Origin of the sequence: Streptococcus oralis (genome assembly GCF_019929345.1) — a bacterium.
In the GTDB taxonomy this organism is placed as follows: domain Bacteria; phylum Bacillota; class Bacilli; order Lactobacillales; family Streptococcaceae; genus Streptococcus.
The window spans coordinates 102,968-121,007 of the sequence record NZ_JAHZPJ010000003.1 but is presented as its reverse complement, the minus strand read 5'-3'; the positions used below and the strand labels follow the sequence as shown (position 1 = coordinate 121,007).

Genomic DNA, 18,040 nt, shown 5'->3' with positions numbered 1-18,040 from the left:
TCTACTCCTTATAATTCCTTATCTAACAGGGGAATACGGATATCAACTGCCAGTCCTTGCTTGGGTGCTGTCAAAAGTTGAACCGTTCCTGCCATATCTTCGACTCGCTCCTTGATGTTTCGCAGTCCATAACTCAAGTCATCTAAACTCCCCAACTGGAAACCAATCCCATTGTCCACTACCTTCAGCTGCAATTCAACATCTGTCTGATAGAGGTAGACATCTAGGCAAGAGGCCTGAGCATGGCGTAGGGTATTGCTGATCAACTCCTGTAAAATACGGAAGATATGTTCTTCAATCTTCTTGGGCAGTTTAGACACATTTTGCTTGAGACTAACCTTGAGATCACTCTTGTCCTCAAGCTCTTTTAAGAGGATTTGAATCCCCTCAATCAAACTCTTCTCTTCCAACTCAACTGGTCGCAAATGTAGGAGCAAGACCCGCAAATCTTTCTGGGCTGTTTCTAGGATGGCCGCAACACTTTGCAACTGGGTCTGCATCTTTTCTCTATCCAGCTTCAAAGCCTGCTGGCTGACACCTGATAAAATCATATGAGCCGCAAACAACTCCTGACTAACCGTATCATGTAAGTCACGTGCTATCCGCTTCCGCTCTTTCTCGATGATTGCTTCTTCCTTGACCAGACTTTGATTTTCAGCCTTTTGAACAGCCTCTGTCAAGAGGTTGAGCTTGCCAGACAAGGACTTAAAACTGGCATCCAAGTCTGGATCTGCAAAGGGGATAACCTCTTTTCCTGCTAGCAATCGCTTGAGATTGACCTGCATTTTTCTGCGAGAAACTTCTTCTATCACGCGCCAAAAGAGGACAAAAAAGAAGGTCATGGAAAGGCTAAAGACCAAGATCAAGAAGATGAGTTTCTCTGGTTTCTCGATATCCTGTAGCAAATAGGACCAGTCTAGTTCAAAAATATCTAGTAAACTATTAGTCAAAAAGAGGATAAAGAGGAAAGAAGTCAAACCGATTAACAGATACGATTGCTTTTTCATCCTCTGACCACCTCCACATCGCCAACCATACTAGTTAGAAAAATCTTGACGCTCTTGTTACTCTTGAGGTAGTCTCTGGTTTCCTGATGATAGTGTTCATTACGGAGGGCTCGCTTGGGTTGATGGAGGAAAGTTAAATCTCCATAGAGGCAGTTGACACTGAGACTGATTTCCACATCTACGGGCACGATAATCCTAGTCGTTCCGACCATCTTTCTAAGGATAATGACATTGTCATGATTGGTTAGGATAACCCTTTCTAGATGAATGGTGTCCTTGCCCATGAGGCGAAAGAGGTTGATATCGTCAAATTGGCAGGTCTGGTGACTAGAGAAATGATGAAGATTGCCAAACCAAGGATTGTGTTCATTTTTAACCGTTACCACCTCTTCAAAGACCAAATCCGTATCCTCTCTTTCTTGATTCATCATAGGATAAAGAAGAAAGAGACTATAGATAACTGCCACAAAGATAGCTAAAATCACAAAGGGATTGAGCATGACGATGAAAAAGAAAAGAATAGTCGCCACAAGGAGGAAAACGTTGTTGCCCTCTTTACCTGTATAATAGCGGAGCAAGAGCAAAAAGAGGAATAGAATCAGCAGAAAACGCGAAAAATGCTCTGATACCATCAAAATCAGAGCTCCCGTCAACAGACAGGCTTCAATAAATAAAAAGACTTGAAATTTTTTCATAGACGCATCCTCTCCCTTCTATTTTATCACAATTTAAAAAAGTCACCTCGGTCTGAGGATGGAAAAAAGGCGGTAGTTACGCCTTTTTCATCTGATCTTTTGCTTCTTTTAGTTTACCGTAAAGAATATAGTCTACGTTTTGCAGATCTGCTATGGTGGCACAATTAAGAGCACACATGATCAAACGCAGATCTTCTTTCCAGCCTTGGACAATACCAATCACCTCTTCGACGGAGTAAGTTTCAATCAACTCTAGAACAGTACGTGACAGTCCTACAGCCTTGGCCCCAAAGACCAAGCACTTAATCATATCAAGAGGATTTCGAACCCCTCCGCTAACCAAGAGTTCGACCTTGTCTTTCCAGTCTTGAGCATTGAGGAGAGCTTGCATAGTAGACTGGCCCCATTGATTGAGGTAATCACGCTGGCCACTGCGACGGTTTTCAATGTAAGCAAAGCTGGTACCACCACGACCCGACAGGTCAAAGGTTCGAACCCCCAGTCCATAAGCTCTCTCGATGGTCTTCACATCCATTCCAAAGCCTACTTCCTTTAGGACAATAGGAACGGGGATTTGTTTGCTATAATCTGCTAGATGCGATTGCCAGCTTCTGAACTTCCTTTCTCCCTCCGGCATGAGCAATTCCTGCATGACATTAACATGCACTTGGAGGAGAAGAGGATTCATCTCTTCTACAGTCTGAAGTCCCAACTCAGCAGGCTTGTCCAATCCAATATTGGTTCCGAGGAGAAGCTTTGGATGGCTAGGTTTGACAGAAAAAGAGTCATCTGTTGGATCTTTTAGGGCTGCACTATAAGAGCCCGTCACAAACAAAATCCCACAGGCTTCTGCCACCTGAGCCAGCTTTTGATTGATTTCTCTCCCCTTATCGCTCCCACCTGTCATGGCATTGATATAAAAAGGAAAGTCCCATTTTCGACCAGCAAACTCTGTAGACAAATCAATCTCATCCAGGTCATAAAGAGGCAGGGAATAATGAATCAACTCCACCTCATCAAAGCTATTATAGGAACTTTTCTGCTCAAGGGCATAGCGGATGTGCTCATCCTTACGATTTGTCGTCATGTCCTATCCTTTCTTGGTATAAGAGCTCAATCCCTAGATCGGCCCAGCGATTTTTTAAGGTTTCGGTTGATTGCTCATCAAAACTCAAGGCAATCCCACAGTCACCACCACCAGCGCCACTGCTCTTGGCAACAGCCAGCAAATCTTGACTGGCTTCTTTCAACTGTCTCAGCGAAGGCGTGTAAATATCTGGGCTCAAACCTTCTAAAAGCTGACTGGCTATTCCCACCTGCTCGATGATTTTTTCTGCATTCCCCTGCTCCAAGGCTTCTACCAAAGCAGCCACCGTTGCTTTTGAGGAACTTAAAAAATTCTGGTCTATGTTTTGTTTGATTTGCTTGACCATGTCACTAGACACAGCCACTTCCTTGGTCCATCCCACCAGGAAATCACATCCTAGGGATGGTCTCACTTGTGAGATAGAAAAGTCCCAGTCACGCTCCAAAACTGTCGCCAAGCTTTCTTCTTTCAGCCAAGCAGCTATCTTCTTTCGATCAAAAGACTGGTAGAGAACCAAATCCTCTGCCACAATACAGGCAAGGTCTCCCATAGAGCCATTGTCGCCTCGCTTGAGCAAGACCGCGCTAGCCAGCTTGAACAAGAGTTCCGGATCAACCGTAATATCATATAGAGCCAGCAGGGCCTTGATCACCAAGACAACGACGCTACCGCTAGAACCCAGACCAAACTTTTTGCCTTCTCGTTCCATTTTGCCACGGATTTCTAGAGAAAAAGGCCTTAAATCCTGACCTCGATAAGTCAGGAAATCTTCCACTAAAGCAATCGTTTCTTGAATCAAGCTGTAGTCAGGATTTGGCGTCAAGTCCACTGCGAAATCAAACAGATCTGAGTAGATACGGTAGCTATCAGAAATGGTAATCTCAGCCTTCATATAAATGGGGATAGCTTTTATCAAGGCTAACTGCCCTGGCTCTAGAATAGCATATTCACCCGCCCAGTATAGTTTTCCGCAAGTTTTAACAGCAATCATCTTGGCTCAAATCCTTTGTTTTTGACACAATCAAGCGATAACGTTGACCAAAGATTTCAGATAAATAATCCAAATCTTTCTCCTGACAGAGGACCTTGACATTGGGACCGGCATCCATGGTAAAGTAACAGGCTTCACCTTGCTCACGAAGCTGACGAACAAAGTCCATCGCTTCATAGGACGCATCCGTTAGATATGAAAAGGCTGGACTAGCAGTCTTGGTCGTAGCGTGCATAGCAAGGGCATTTTTCTCCGTTAATTCCCCAACCTTTGCAAAATCATTCTCTTTGAGATGAACAAGCATATCCTGATAATCTTTCTCAGACTGGCGAACCCAATCATCAAAGGTCGTCGAGGTTTCCACACAGAGTTTCATCCCATCACGGCTAGAAATTGGTTTTTTCTTGTCCTCTAGCACCAACATAATCATAGCTAGTTTCAGGTCTGTATCAACAGAGTAGATTTCCCCACTATCCTTATCCCAGGCACCTAGTGGTCCATAAAAACTGCGAGAGGACGACCCTGAGGCAAACTTAGCCTCCTGAGCCAACTGACTTCTATCCAATCCAAGCTGAAAATAAGCATTGCAAGCCTTAACCAAGGCGGACAAACCGCTAGAACTTGAGGACAGGCCCGCTGCGGTAGGCATGTTGTTTTGAGTATCGATACGGACAAAACCTTCCCCAGCCGGACGGTATCGGTCGATGATTTTGCTCATTTTGGCATGCTCAGCCTCATTTTGGAGCTGACCATTGATATAAAAGGTATCAGCAGTCGCATCCGTCGGTAGAGGCGACAAGGTCGTCTCTGTGTACATATTTTCCAAAGTCAGAGAGATACTGCTAGTAGCAGGGACCATCTCTTTTTCTTTTTTCTTTCCCCAGTATTTGATAATGGCAATATTTGCGTAGGAACGTACTGTTACAGGCTTTCGATCCATGTCTGAACAGCTCCTTTCTCTTCTAATCGTTTTGCTAGTTCTTGTGCTTGAGCTGGATTGTCCACCAAGGCGATAATACAGCCTCCTAGCCCACCACCACTCATCTTGGCACCCAGAGCACCATGGTTAAGAGCCGCTTCAACGAGGGAGTCTGCCTCAGGGCTGCTGACACCAATTTCTTTTAAATGTAAATGCGCTTGACTGAAAATTTGTCCCAATCCTTCAGCATCTTTTCGTCTAATCGCATCTTCTGCTTGCTGGGTCAATTCTCCCAAGGCATGCAAAAACGGTAGGGCATCCTTGCCCTTGCTTTGAACTACTTGGATAGCTTCACGAGTGTGACCATACACGCCCGTATCAGCAATCACCAAATAGGCAGATAAGTTCATCTCAAGTTCTGTAAAACCAACATTCTTGATAAAGCGAATGGGCTGGTCACTGAGACAGGTCTTAGCATCCAAACCGCTCGGATTCATATGGGCAATCATCTCAGCCCGATTGACCAAGATTTCTAATATATTATGAGGCAGGTCGGCTTGATAGTAGTCAAAAACCGCACGAATGGCCGCTATGCTGATAGCCGCTGACGAACCCATTCCCCGCTTTTCAGGGATAGCCGAGGCAATCACACAGCGAATGCAGGCTTCTTTGATATCCAAATATTCTAGCGAGGCATACACAGCCATGGACAAGGTGTCCTCCTCATAGAGGCGCCAAGGACTTTCAGCAGGAACTACCTTACAAGTCACTTCCACCTCTAAGAGAGGCAGAGAAATGGCAGGATAGCCGTATACGACCGCATGCTCCCCTATTAAAATAATCTTACTATGTGCCTGACCGACACCAACTTTTTTTGTCATGTTTTCCTTTTTGCTAGACGAAAAGACCGTCTCATTTCATACAGTAGTATTTTCTCCTATCTATTTTATTATATTTTCACAAAAAAAGCGATTGTTTCCTTCACAATCGCCTCTTTCATTATTGGACCCATTCGCCATTATAGTTGACGTAGTAGCCATCTACTCTTGTACTAACTGCTAAAGCACCTGAACTATAAGCATAGTACCATTTGCCATTGACCTGGAACCAACCAGTCTTCATATCACCATTACTTGCATTTAGATAATACCAAGTCGAACCTTCCTGATACCAACCGGTATCCATGGCTCCTGATGAACGGAGATAGTACCACTTGTTACCAACATAAGCCCAGCCTGTCTTCATATCTCCATTTTGAGCATCTAGATAATACCAAGTTGAACCATCTTGATACCAGCCAGTCTCCATAGCTCCTGAGGAACGGAGGTAGTACCACTTATTACTTAGATATTTCCAACCAGTTTGCATAATGCCAGTTGCTGGATCTAAGTAGTACCAAGTCGAATCATCGTTTATCCAGCCTGCACGTCTTTCACCACCAATATAGTTTTCTCCATTAATTTCCGTTTTAGCTAGATAATACCAATTAGATTGATCATAAAGCCAACCTGTCTCTAAAGAATGATTTTGATTAAAGTAATAGTTCGTGTAAAAACTCTTCTCTTCTTTATCTTCCGGATTTGTACGTTTTTCCCCGTACTTTCTTCCAACACTGTCTTTAGTTTTAATCTCTAATGCTTTCCAACCAACAAACTCTTGTAGCACTCCATTTTTATCGAAGTAGTACCACTCTGACATCGGGAAACCTTCTAATCTGATACCATTTGGGTAAGGACCAATTGTACTACCTTTAGATGGAAACGGAATATATTGCCAGCCGACAACCATCTCTCCAGATAAAGGATCAAAGTAATAGTACTTCCCATCAATCACTCGCCAGTAGGTTTCTTTGAGGTCCCCCTTCTTGTAGTAAGTTCTACCATTTTCTTGGACAAATTGCCAGCCTTCTGAATCAGAATCATCTGCCAATACGGTACTTGTCGCTAGCAAAGCAAAGAAAAAGACTGCGAGTAGAACTTGCATCATTTTTTTCAAAAATTTCATTTTAGTATCCTCCATGATTAATTGTAGCAAAGACCTGACTGTATGTCAATATAGAGGAATTCACAAAAAAGCAGTTACACAACTGCAACTGCTTTTCTATTCTTGCATGGTGTACCCAACACCACGCACGGTTTTAATGTAGCTTTTTTGACCTTTTACATCAAGCTTGCTACGTAGATAACGGATATAAACATCCACGATATTGGTTTCTGTCGCACTTTCGTACTTCCAAACACTTTCCAACAACTGCTCACGAGTCAAGACCTTCTTGCTTCCCATGAGAGTGGCCAAAAGGTCATACTCACGGCGCGTCAGAGCAATCATCTCCTCGCCACGATAAACGGTATGATGTTCTACATCCATACGCAAATTGCGGTAAGACGTTGGGACCTTCATCTGACTACAGTGTTGGTCGATAAAGTCCCGACCTCGGAAAATCGCTGAAATACGAGCCACCAGCTGATCAATAATCACTGGCTTATAGATGTAAGAAACGGCGAAGCGCTGGATTGTCTCAATCTGGTCTTGCAATTCTTCGCGATGGTCCAAGACCATGATTACTGAGGCAGGTTTTGTCCGACTTAGCCTCTCTGCAAAATCCTGGGCCGTCATATCCCCCAGACGAGCATTCAGTAAAATCAAGTCATAATCTGTCTGGAGAGCCATGGAGAGGGCTTTTTGCCCCTCCTCTACCAGATCAACACGGTATTGCTCTTTTTGGAGTTCCAGACTGAGAAAATGAGCGAGATTTCGTTCTTTCTCAAGTAATAAAATCCGTTTCCCCATGGCAGACCTACTTATTTTTCGTCATACCAAGAGTAGTGGAATGTTCCTTCTTTGTCTTTACGTTGGTAAGTGTGGGCACCAAAGTAGTCACGTTGCGCTTGGATCAAGTTAGCAGGAAGGTCAGCTGAACGGTAGCTATCAAAGTAAGTAATAGCTGCTGAGAAAGTTGGCACTGGTACACCAGCTTGAACAGCAAGAGCTACGATATCACGCACTGCTTGTTGGTACTTAGCAGTAACATCCAAGAAGTACTCATCCAAAAGAAGGTTAGGAAGATCTGCATCACGGTTGTATGCATCTGTAATCTTTTGCAAGAAACGAGAACGGATGATACAGCCATCACGCCAGATAGATGCGATGTCCGCAAATGGCAAGTTCCAGTTATTTTCTTTAGAAGCTACACGCAATTGCGCAAAACCTTGTGCATATGAGATGATTTTTGAGAAGTAAAGGGCTTGACGGATCTTTTCGATCAACTCAGCCTTGTCTCCTTCAAATTTGAAAGTAGCTGGTTTTGGTAGCACCTTGCTAGCATGTACACGCTCTTCTTTGTATGTAGAGATGTAACGCGCAAATACTGACTCAGTGATAAGTGACAATGGCACACCAAGGTCAAGTGCTGATTGGCTAGTCCATTTACCAGTTCCCTTGTTACCTGCAGCATCAAGGATGTAGTCTACGATTGGGCCATCTTGACCTTCATCGTCTTTACGGCTCAAGATATCAGCTGTGATTTCGATCAAGTAGCTGTCCAACTCACCCTTGTTCCACTCAGTAAAGATTTCGGCCATGTCTTCTGCAGAAAGGCCAAGCAAGTGTTGCATCAAGTCATAGCTTTCTGCGATCAATTGCATGTCACCATACTCGATACCGTTGTGGACCATTTTCACATAGTGACCAGCTCCGTCAGGACCGATGTAAGTCACACATGGTTTGCCATCTTCAGGTGCTTTAGCTGAGATTTCCTCAAGAACATCAGCAACCAATTCGTAGGCTTCTTTTTGGCCACCAGGCATGATAGAAGGACCTTCAAGGGCACCTTTTTCACCACCAGAAACACCAGTTCCGATAAAGTTGATACCTGAGTTTGCCAATTCTTCGTTACGACGGATCGTATCTTTGTAGAAAGTGTTTCCGCCGTCAATCAAGATATCACCCTTGTCAAGGTGTGGAAGAAGGGCTTGGATAGTTGCATCTGTACCAGGTCCGGCTTGAACCATCAGCATGATACGACGAGGTTTTTCGATAGATTGAACGAAAGACTCTACATCGTAGCTTGGAACAAAGTTCTTGTCTGGATGGCAAGCGATTACGTCTTCTGTTTTTTCTTTACTACGGTTGTAAATGGCAACTGTATAGCCACGAGATTCGATATTTAGGGCAAGGTTACGACCCATTACGGCCATACCAACGACACCAAAGTTAGCTTTTGTCATGTGACACTCCTCTTGTTTAATATGTTTTATTTTATCATTTTTACCTATGAAAGGAAAGAATTTTGTAACGGAGTCCTAGTAGTCCAAGTCATCTGCATGACCAGAAGCATTTCCTACAAAGTAACCAGTCTTACAGTTGAGGGTGAAGAGATAGGTTCCATCTGGTTTATAGAGGTTGTAATAACCATTTCCGTTTACGATATTGACTCGTTCTAGGATATATTGATTTCCAGTGATATAGCCACGAGCACGCGATGTTGCTAGGACTTGTTCCAATACACCATCTGCAAACGTCCAAGCAGGGTTGTTGCTATCGTCTACAGCTGATTGGTTGTACGGTACACGACTAGCACTTCTTTGAAGATTAACCCCATCGCCAGACAAACCACCATTTGTGTCATTGCTTGCTGGGGCAGTTGGAGCACTTGATGCAGAACTAGATGATGCAGACGAACTGCTCGTGCTACTATCAGTCGTTGCGCTTGAGCTTTCCTGACTACTGCTACTTGAACTTGAGCTAGAGGCGCTTGTTTGCTGACTCTTACCAAGACTAATGGCCTTATCTAACAGTTTGTCTAGCTCTGTATTTCCTGTTTTAATTTCTGTAAATTTAGCATCTGCCTTGATTTTTGCATTGGTATCTAAGACACCGTCAGTAATTGCTGGAGTCTCAAACTGGGCATTGACATCTTGGATAGCCTTAATTTGAGTTGCTAGGCTATCATACTTAGATTTTACAAGTGTATGCTCTCGGCTGCCTTCAAGTTTATCTAACAAGGTCTTTAGCTGATCCAACTTATCAAACTGACTATTTTTCAGAGCTGTTTTATTAGCATCCGTATAAAAAGCATCATAGAGGGTATTAAACTCTTGTAGGACCGTTTGTGTTTCTTGATTGTTAGAAGACGATTGAGAAGACTGGATGGCTTGGTTGGAACGAGTTACTTGGCGATAGACATAGTAACTTCCTGCCAATACAAGGGCTGCCATCAAGGCTGATCCCGCAACAACCCACTTTCTCTTCTTCGAATCACTTTCAGGCTCTGACTGGGCTAAACGAGAAAGAACAGGTGTCTCCTCTTCTTTCTCATCAGCAACCTCTGCTGGCTCTTGCTTTTCCAACACAAGCGATTCCAAGCCTTTGTTTTTCTCTCCTAAAGGAGCTAAAATCTCATCAGAATTTATTGACTCCACTGAGCTCGATATGGTTTCTTCCGAAACTGTCCCGGATGCCTCCACATTCAGAGCTGAATCTTCATTTGTCCCATTGACATCCTGTGTTAATTCCTCTTGGGTCTGAGTCGCTAGCAATTCTTCTTTTTTTAATTGACGTGTTTCAAACTTGTCCGCCTCGATTTCCTCGCGGTGCCGTTTGATATATTTGTCTAGAATACTGTCTTCTGGCAGTACGCCAGCTTCAACCTCTTCATTTTTACGGATGGCTTGACCAACTGTCAAATCTTTCGCCTCGCCAAAATCAAATTGGGCTTCGTGTTGCTCATTATTGCTCTTATTGCTCATTTCTCTCCCTTTCTACTTTACCTCTTGGCGTTTCACACGCTGACCAAAGTATTGATACAAATCTACTTTTAAGGTCCCATTATACAGTTTGCGTTTTTTATCAGCTAGACTTCCGTACTTGCTTTCAAAAGCCTCGTCACTCGTCAGGATAAACTTACTCCAGGTTTTCAGCGGTGCAAAGACCTGCCCCATCTCAGCATAGAGCTTTGTGACTCCTGCATCATCAGATAAACGCTCACCATATGGCGGATTGGAAATGATGACACCATTTACCTTGTCTGAGCGCAAATCCTGTACCCGCATTTGCTTAAAGGTGATATCACCTGCGACGCCTGCTGCTTGAGCATTTGTCTTGGCAATCTCCACCATGCGAGCATCAATATCACAGCCCATAATATCCAATTCTATCTCACGATTGATTTTCTTAGCCGCCTCTGTGCGAACTTCTTGGATTAACCGATCGCTAACCCAATTCCATTCCTCAAAAGCAAAGGAACGGCGAAGACCTGGCGCCATCTTTCTAGCAATCATAGCCGCCTCAATACAGAAAGTTCCTGAACCACAGGTCGGATCAATCAAGGGCTTATCTGGATACCAGTTAGAGAGTTGTAAAATGGCCGCTGCCATATTTTCCTTGATAGGAGCTCCACCTTTTTCCGTACGATATCCACGTTTAAAAAGGCTAGAACCTGTCGTGTCAATCATGACAGTTACCACATCTTTCAGGATGGACACCTCAATCTTAAACTCAGGACCAGTTTCCATCAAGGGAATTCCTTCTGGACGGGCATAGTGTTTTTGTAATTTCTTCACAACAGCCTTCTTAGAAATGGCCTGAACACTGGGCTCATTATGAAGTTTAGACTTAACACATTTTGCCTTTGAGATAGGGAAACGTGCCCCGAGCGGGAGATAGTTTTCCCAATCTAGAGCAAAAACGCCTTGAAAAAGCTCTTCAAAGGTCTTAGCTGGAAAACTCCCGACCACAATCTTGATGCGATCCGCTGCACGAAGCCAAAGATTGGTCTCGATGATTGCCTTCACATCTCCTTGAAAACGAACACGGCCATTTTCAACCTGGCAATCATAGCCTAACTCTCGCATCTCACGTCCAACGACAGCCTCGAGACCCGCAGCAGCAGTTGCGATTAAATTAAATTGTTCTTTCATTTCTAGTCTTGCAAGACCTTTCTCTTGTTCACTTTAAAAAATGAGGTTGAGAAAGATTTCTCAGCCCCAACCTATATGCAATTTTCTATAAGCCATGTTTTGTTCCAGAAGTGACTAGGACCACTTCCTTCGATAATCATCTGTCTACCGCTAACAGCCCACGACTGCTAGCAGTCAGAGTACTACGTTCGTTTCCGTGCACTCCATGCCCCGACCAAAATTTGGGTTGCTAGCTTGAGGGGTTTACCGCGTTCCACTCTCTCTGTTTCCAGAAAGACTCCGTCACTGTGGCACTTTCAAGCCTATTCTGACCTATCCTAAGACTTAGCCATTTCGACTGCCGTAACGATTTCTCGTTCCTAGGCTTATGGATTCGCCTAGCACAAACACTACAGGCATCACAGCCTGTGCTAGCATGGACTTTCCTCATGAAAAGAGATTCTCTTCACGCGATTATCCAAAAATTGCACACATCAGTCACTCAATTATCAATCTTGATTGTCTAAAATTTGCTTGCCAAAGACTTCTTTTTCGAGACGATTTAAGCGTTTCAAGATATCAAAATTTGTCATCGAGGTAGTGCTCGCCATTTCGATAGAATCTGGCTGAGTCGGCGTTGTCTGTGATTTATGAGACAACTCCTCCTTCAAATCAGCAATCTCCTGACGAAGAGATTTAACCAAAGCCGCATAGGTTTCATAGTCCTTAATCACATCGTCCAAGAACTCGTCCACCTCTGCCTTACTATACCCACGAACTTCACGTCCAAAGTCCTGTTCAAAAATGTCTTTCGCTGAAAAAATAATACTTGCCATCTCTATCTCCATTATCAGTTGCTAGTATTATTATATAAAAAAACAAACAAAAATCAAGGTCAAAGCCTCAATTTTCGGGAAAATTTTCTACCAATTCATTCAGGTCCTCAAACGTTAATCTTCTTGTAACATAGTTCTCTTGATTTTTCATCATTTGGTAAAAATAGCCTAACTTGCTTTCCTTTTCTTCGTCATAAAAGAGATAGCACCCATCCGTATTTTCCAGTAAAAATTTCTGATAATCACGCAGTTGCCTCTTATGTTCATAGTGTGGATAGGCATATTTAACGAAATCAACTTGTTTAAATTCACTTAATTTGACCTGATTGGCTTCATTCCAATTACTGCCATGAGTTTCAAAATCAAAAATCGTTGCTAACTGAAATCCATAGTCCGCCTTCATGTCCTGAGCTACTTGAAGTACCCAGTATTCAAAGCCCAAAGTTCCCGTAAAAACGAGCCAATTCAGCCCTTCCTCTGCTAGACGTTCTAGGTCTCTTCGAATGGCTGTTTTAATGATTCCAATGCGGATATCCTTATCATTAAATAAGCCCAGATCAAAGGCGGAATAGCCCAAAACTAAAACCGTTGCCATTTTTAACCTTTCTTTGTAATTTTATGATATAATAGAGTGATGTTATTGTACCAATAAGGAGAATTATGGTCAACTATCCATATAAAATTTCATCACAAAAAAGACAGACTCCCTTGTCACAAACAAAAAATTTCGCAAATCGGGGAATGTCTTTTGAAAAGATGATCAATGCTACTAACGACTACTATTTGTCGCATGGACTGGCTGTTATCCACAAGAAACCGACACCCATCCAAATCGTACGTGTTGATTATCCCCAACGAAGTCGTGCCAAGATTGTTGAAGCCTACTTTAGACAGGCCTCAACCACGGACTATTCAGGAGTTTATGATGGATACTACATCGACTTTGAAGCCAAGGAAACCAGACAAAAATATGCAATTCCAATGAAGAATTTTCATCCTCATCAGATTCAGCATATGGAACAAGTCCTTGCCCAGCAAGGAATCTGTTTTGTCCTCCTTCACTTTTCTTCTCAGCAAGAAACCTACTTATTGCCGGCTATTGATTTGATTCGTTTCTATCATCAAGATAGAGGACAAAAGTCAATGCCACTTGGATATATTCGAGAAAATGGATATAAGATTGAGCCTGGTGCTTTTCCTCAAATTCCCTATCTCGACGTTATCAAAGAACATTTACTAGGTGGTAAAACAAGATGAACAAACAAACTTTCCTGCGAATAGCTAAGTATGTCAGTATCTGCCTTTTGACCTTATTTATCGCAGCTATTATGCTAGGCGGAGGCCTCTTTCTCTACTATGTAAGCAAGGCTCCAGCTCTATCTGAAAGCAAGCTAGTCGCAACGACTTCTAGTAAGATTTATGACAGCAATGACGAGCTTATTGCCGACCTTGGATCAGAACGTCGTGTCAATGCACAAGCAAATGAGATTCCAACTGAGTTGGTCAATGCCATCGTCTCAATTGAGGATCATCGTTTCTTTAATCACCGTGGAGTAGATACTATTCGTATCCTCGGTGCTTCCTTACGAAATCTTCGTGGTGGCGGTGGCCTTCAAGGTGCTTCAACCCTGACACAGCAGTTGATTAAATTGACCTATTTCTCTACATCAACTTCTGATCAGACCCTTTCTCGTAAGGCTCAGGAAGCTTGGTTGGCCATTCAGCTAGAACAAAAAGCAACCAAACAAGAGATTCTAACTTACTACATCAATAAGGTCTACATGTCAAATGGTAACTACGGAATGCAGACAGCTGCTCAAAATTACTATGGCAAAGACCTCAAAGATTTAAGTTTGCCACAATTGGCCCTTCTAGCCGGAATGCCTCAGGCTCCAAATCAATATGATCCGTACTCCCATCCAGAAGCAGCACAAGAGCGTAGAAATCTAGTTCTCTCTGAGATGAAAGGGCAAGGCTACATTACAGCTGAGCAATACGAAAAAGCGATTAATACTCCGATTACAGACGGACTTCAAAGCTTGAAATCTGCCAATAGCTATCCTCCGTATATGGACAATTACCTCAAAGAAGTGATTGATCAAGTCGAACAAGAAACAGGCTACAACCTTTTGACAACGGGAATGGAAGTTTATACTAATGTTGATCCTAAAGTTCAACAACGTCTCTGGGATATCTACAATACTGACGAGTATGTCAACTATCCAGACGATGAATTGCAGGTAGCTTCAACTATCGTAGATGTGACAAACGGGAAAGTCATCGCTCAATTAGGTGCCCGTCACCAATCAAGCAATGTTTCCTTTGGAATCAATCAAGCCGTAGAAACCAATCGTGACTGGGGATCTACCATGAAGCCAATCACAGACTATGCTCCTGCTTTAGAGTATGGCATTTATGACTCAACTGCTGCGATTGTCCACGATGTTCCATACAATTATCCCGGAACCAACACCCCTGTCTACAACTGGGATAAGAGTTACTTTGGAAGTATTACACTCCAATATGCTCTACAGCAATCACGGAATGTGCCAGCTGTAGAAACACTTGATAAGGTGGGATTAGATCGTGCCAAGACGTTTCTAAATGGAATCGGTATTGACTACCCAAGCATACACTATGCTAATGCTATTTCAAGTAATACAACCGAATCTGACAAAAGGTATGGAGCTAGCAGTGAAAAAATGGCTGCTGCTTATGCTGCTTTTGCTAATGGCGGTATCTACCATAAACCGATGTATGTTAATAAGGTCGTCTTTAGTGATGGTAGCTTGAAAGTATTCTCCGATCCTGGTACTCGGGCAATGAAAGAAACTACTGCCTACATGATGACGGAAATGATGAAAACAGTCCTAACCTATGGAACCGGTCGTGGTGCCTACCTATCATGGCTACCACAAGCTGGTAAGACTGGTACATCAAACTATACAGATGACGAGATTGAAAAATACATTAAGAACTCTGGTTATGTAGCTCCAGACGAAATGTTTGTTGGCTATACGCGTAAATACTCGATGGCTGTCTGGACTGGTTATTCTAACCGCCTCACTCCAATCGTTGGTGACGGTTTCTATGTTGCGGCTAAGGTCTATCGTTCAATGATGACTTATCTTTCTGAAGATAACCATCCTGGTGACTGGACCATGCCTGAAGGTCTCTATAGAAGCGGGGACTTCATCTTTAAAAATGGAACACGCTCTACATGGACAAATCCATCTACCCAGCAGCGTTCTATACCTGAAACCTCAACTTCAACTTCTGGAAGCACATCTCAAACTACTACTCCAAATACAACCCCAAATACGGGGAACAGTCAGCAACCAAGCTCACCTCAACAAAATACAAATCCAAATCAACAAAACCAGGCTCCTCAAACAGGACAGCCATAATAACAAAATTAACCTCCTGAGAAATAAAATCTCAGGAGGTTTTACAATAGTAACTTATTACAGCTTAATATACTTCTGTGGTAATAAAACAATATTCAAAAATGGAATTTTTTTCAATATATAAGTTGCCAGTATGGATAAATACCAACCTAGCACAATTCCAACAACAACGTGAAGAAAAACTGAGTTTATTCCCATTTTCAACATTAGAATCCGAATCATACTACAAATTGGTGCATGAAGAATATAGATACCTAAACTATCTTTTCCGTATTTAGTGAAATATAGGAAAGTTTTAGGGAAATTTTTCTCCATTTTAGGAAAAATCACAAAAGCGGCTAAAACACAGACAATAAAAGCAACCCCCCACAAACCTGGGTTACTATAGCTTACATAATCCTTCTTAGATCCTAATTCATAAAACAAGAACCAAGCGAACATATAAATAAAATCAAATACTACAAAGAAAAAAAGAAATTTTTTCAGACTAATTTTATTAAATTGAATTTCACTCAATACACTTCCAAGAAAGAAACAAATGCCCCAAACTAACGTTCTTTGAATAATATAAATATCTGTTTGAACAAATAGGGTTAAACAATAAGCAGAAATACTTATAAAAAATAAAGTTCTACGATTTTTAATTAAAATAGACACTAATCCATAGATTATCAAAATAGCCCAGAGTGCGTATAAATACCATGAGACTCCAAGAGGATTTTTATAGATATTTAGTAAATCAGACATGGTTGTTGAAACACGAACAGATGCCCCCGCAATTTTTTGAAGACCAAAGTGAATGATCGAATAAAAAATATATGGCAGGCCAAAAATAATTGTCTTCTTTTTAGCATATTGCCAAAACTCTTTCAAATCAGATATGGGTTTGAAAAAGTATCCTGATAGGGCAAAAAATACTGGTATATGAAATATATAGACTTGTGCTACCAACAATGATAGTATGTTGTCTGCTGCGGGGAATTTTTCTGATTGATACAATCCAAGTAGCACGTGTCCTACTAAGACTAAAAAGATGGCAAAACCTTTTCCAAAATCTATCCAATTGATTCTACTTTTTGTCATAGCCAAACTCTTTCTCCACAACCTGCAATGCTCGCTCAATAACCACATGCATATCATAATATTTATAGTCCGCTAAACGCCCACAGAAGATAACCTTATCATTCTTTGAAGCCTCCTCTTGGTACTTAGCAAACATAGTATTATTTTTCTCATCGTTGATCGGATAGTAGGGCTCGTCCCCACGCTTCCATTCGGCTGGATATTCACGCGTGATAACTGTCTTTGGTTGCGTTCCATATTCGAAATGCTTATGTTCGATAATACGAGTATAAGGAATCTCACGCTCTGTATAGTTCACTACAGCGTTCCCTTGATAATTTTCCTCGTCCAAGGTTTCATGCTCAAAACGAAGGCTACGATATTCTAGCTCTCCGTGTTTGTAGTCAAAATACTGGTCGATCATTCCTGTGAAAACAACTTTGTTAGCAGATGCTTCCAACTCTTCACGATGAGCAAAGAAATCTACTCCAAGTTCAACTTCTACATCTTTCAGCATATTTTCGATGATGACATTGTAACCACCAATAGGAATTCCTTGGTAACGGTCGTTAAAATAGTTATTATCAAATGTTAGACGAACTGGAAGGCGTTTGATGATAAATGGTGGAAGGTCTGTCGCAGAACGTCCCCATTGTTTTTCAGTATAACCCTTGATCAATTTTTCATAGATATCCGGACCAATCAACTTGATAGCTTGTTCTTCCAGATTTTTCGGCTCAACATCCTTCATATCAGCTGTCTGCTCAGCAATCTTATCTTTCACTTCCTGTGGAGTTTTTGTCCCCCACATAGCATAGAAAGTATTCATATTGAAAGGAAGATTATAAAGACTTCCTTTATAGTTTGCGACAGGTGAGTTGATATAGTTGTTAAACTCAGCAAATTGATTGACATAGTCCCAAACTTTTTTATTAGACGTATGGAAAATATGAGCGCCATATTTATGAACATTGATACCTTCAACATTCTGACAGTAGATATTTCCACCGATGTGATCACGTTTATCAATCACTTTTACTTTTTTACCACGTTTTGTAGCTTCGTGTGCAAAGATTGCTCCAGACAAACCCGCACCGACGATTAGATAGTCGTACATTTTAAATCTCCCTTACTTTTTAA

Annotated in this window: 17 protein-coding genes and 1 other RNA gene; 2 read left to right on the top strand and 16 right to left on the bottom strand. The window is 42.1% G+C overall.

Going from position 1 to position 18,040, the window contains the following annotated elements; all coding sequences use genetic code 11:
- Window positions 1-8 precede the first annotated feature (8 nt).
- The 14 genes from K1I97_RS03745 to K1I97_RS03680 form a co-directional block, all read right to left on the bottom strand.
- Window positions 9-1,007 carry a sensor histidine kinase gene (locus tag K1I97_RS03745; protein WP_223331333.1) on the bottom strand — a complete coding sequence of 333 codons (999 nt, stop codon included), beginning with the start codon at window positions 1,005-1,007 and terminating at the stop codon, window positions 9-11.
- Window positions 1,004-1,702, bottom strand: a complete 699-nt coding sequence (liaF, locus tag K1I97_RS03740; protein ID WP_223331331.1) for a cell wall-active antibiotics response protein LiaF — start codon at window positions 1,700-1,702, stop codon at window positions 1,004-1,006. Before liaF ends, K1I97_RS03745 begins: the two co-directional genes overlap by 4 nt.
- Before the next feature lie 76 nt (window positions 1,703-1,778).
- On the bottom strand, window positions 1,779-2,789 hold the full coding sequence (gene fni, locus K1I97_RS03735; RefSeq protein ID WP_223331329.1) for a type 2 isopentenyl-diphosphate Delta-isomerase: 1,011 nt from the start codon (window positions 2,787-2,789) through the stop codon (window positions 1,779-1,781).
- Entirely contained in the window at window positions 2,773-3,780 is a 1,008-nt protein-coding gene (locus K1I97_RS03730) for a phosphomevalonate kinase (RefSeq protein ID WP_223331326.1), read from the bottom strand. The genes fni and K1I97_RS03730 overlap by 17 nt, the downstream gene beginning before the upstream one ends.
- Entirely contained in the window at window positions 3,767-4,720 is a 954-nt protein-coding gene (gene mvaD, locus K1I97_RS03725; protein ID WP_223331325.1) for a diphosphomevalonate decarboxylase, read from the bottom strand. The genes K1I97_RS03730 and mvaD overlap by 14 nt, the downstream gene beginning before the upstream one ends.
- Entirely contained in the window at window positions 4,702-5,580 is an 879-nt protein-coding gene (mvk, locus tag K1I97_RS03720; protein WP_223331324.1) for a mevalonate kinase, read from the bottom strand. The genes mvaD and mvk overlap by 19 nt, the downstream gene beginning before the upstream one ends.
- A gap of 118 nt (window positions 5,581-5,698) precedes the next feature.
- Entirely contained in the window at window positions 5,699-6,703 is a 1,005-nt protein-coding gene (gene cbpJ, locus K1I97_RS03715; protein WP_223331323.1) for a choline-binding protein CbpJ, read from the bottom strand.
- Between the two features lie 96 nt (window positions 6,704-6,799).
- The gene (locus K1I97_RS03710) at window positions 6,800-7,489 is read right to left on the bottom strand and encodes a response regulator transcription factor (protein ID WP_000518005.1); all 690 of its coding nucleotides are present in this window, start codon (window positions 7,487-7,489) and stop codon (window positions 6,800-6,802) included.
- Between the two features lie 11 nt (window positions 7,490-7,500).
- Window positions 7,501-8,925, bottom strand: coding sequence for an NADP-dependent phosphogluconate dehydrogenase (gndA, locus tag K1I97_RS03705; protein ID WP_223331322.1), 1,425 nt, complete (start codon window positions 8,923-8,925; stop codon window positions 7,501-7,503).
- A 75-nt stretch (window positions 8,926-9,000) separates the two neighbouring features.
- Window positions 9,001-10,446, bottom strand: a complete 1,446-nt coding sequence (mapZ, locus tag K1I97_RS03700) for a cell division site-positioning protein MapZ (protein WP_223331321.1) — start codon at window positions 10,444-10,446, stop codon at window positions 9,001-9,003.
- A gap of 12 nt (window positions 10,447-10,458) precedes the next feature.
- Window positions 10,459-11,616 (bottom strand): THUMP domain-containing class I SAM-dependent RNA methyltransferase, encoded by a 1,158-nt coding sequence (locus K1I97_RS03695; protein ID WP_223331320.1) that lies wholly within the window; start codon window positions 11,614-11,616, stop codon window positions 10,459-10,461.
- An 83-nt stretch (window positions 11,617-11,699) separates the two neighbouring features.
- Window positions 11,700-12,081: RNase P RNA component class B (gene rnpB, locus K1I97_RS03690), an RNA gene on the bottom strand.
- Between the two features lie 23 nt (window positions 12,082-12,104).
- The gene (gene gpsB, locus K1I97_RS03685) at window positions 12,105-12,431 is read right to left on the bottom strand and encodes a cell division regulator GpsB (protein ID WP_223331319.1); all 327 of its coding nucleotides are present in this window, start codon (window positions 12,429-12,431) and stop codon (window positions 12,105-12,107) included.
- Window positions 12,432-12,498: 67 nt separating this feature from the next.
- The gene (locus tag K1I97_RS03680) at window positions 12,499-13,026 is read right to left on the bottom strand and encodes a DUF1273 domain-containing protein (RefSeq protein WP_223331318.1); all 528 of its coding nucleotides are present in this window, start codon (window positions 13,024-13,026) and stop codon (window positions 12,499-12,501) included.
- Between the two features lie 65 nt (window positions 13,027-13,091).
- Here K1I97_RS03680 and recU point away from each other — a divergent pair, with 65 nt between their 5' ends.
- Both recU and pbp1a read left to right on the top strand, forming a co-directional pair.
- Window positions 13,092-13,688 (top strand): Holliday junction resolvase RecU, encoded by a 597-nt coding sequence (recU, locus tag K1I97_RS03675; protein WP_223331317.1) that lies wholly within the window; start codon window positions 13,092-13,094, stop codon window positions 13,686-13,688.
- Window positions 13,685-15,838, top strand: a complete 2,154-nt coding sequence (gene pbp1a / locus K1I97_RS03670) for a penicillin-binding protein PBP1A (RefSeq protein WP_223331316.1) — start codon at window positions 13,685-13,687, stop codon at window positions 15,836-15,838. Before recU ends, pbp1a begins: the two co-directional genes overlap by 4 nt.
- A 57-nt stretch (window positions 15,839-15,895) precedes the next feature.
- Here the strand turns inward: pbp1a and K1I97_RS03665 are convergent, their stop codons facing one another.
- The gene (locus K1I97_RS03665; RefSeq protein ID WP_223331315.1) at window positions 15,896-16,921 is read right to left on the bottom strand and encodes an acyltransferase family protein; all 1,026 of its coding nucleotides are present in this window, start codon (window positions 16,919-16,921) and stop codon (window positions 15,896-15,898) included.
- Entirely contained in the window at window positions 16,908-18,017 is a 1,110-nt protein-coding gene (gene glf / locus K1I97_RS03660; protein ID WP_223331314.1) for a UDP-galactopyranose mutase, read from the bottom strand. The genes K1I97_RS03665 and glf overlap by 14 nt, the downstream gene beginning before the upstream one ends.
- Between the last annotated feature and the right edge of the window lie 23 nt (window positions 18,018-18,040).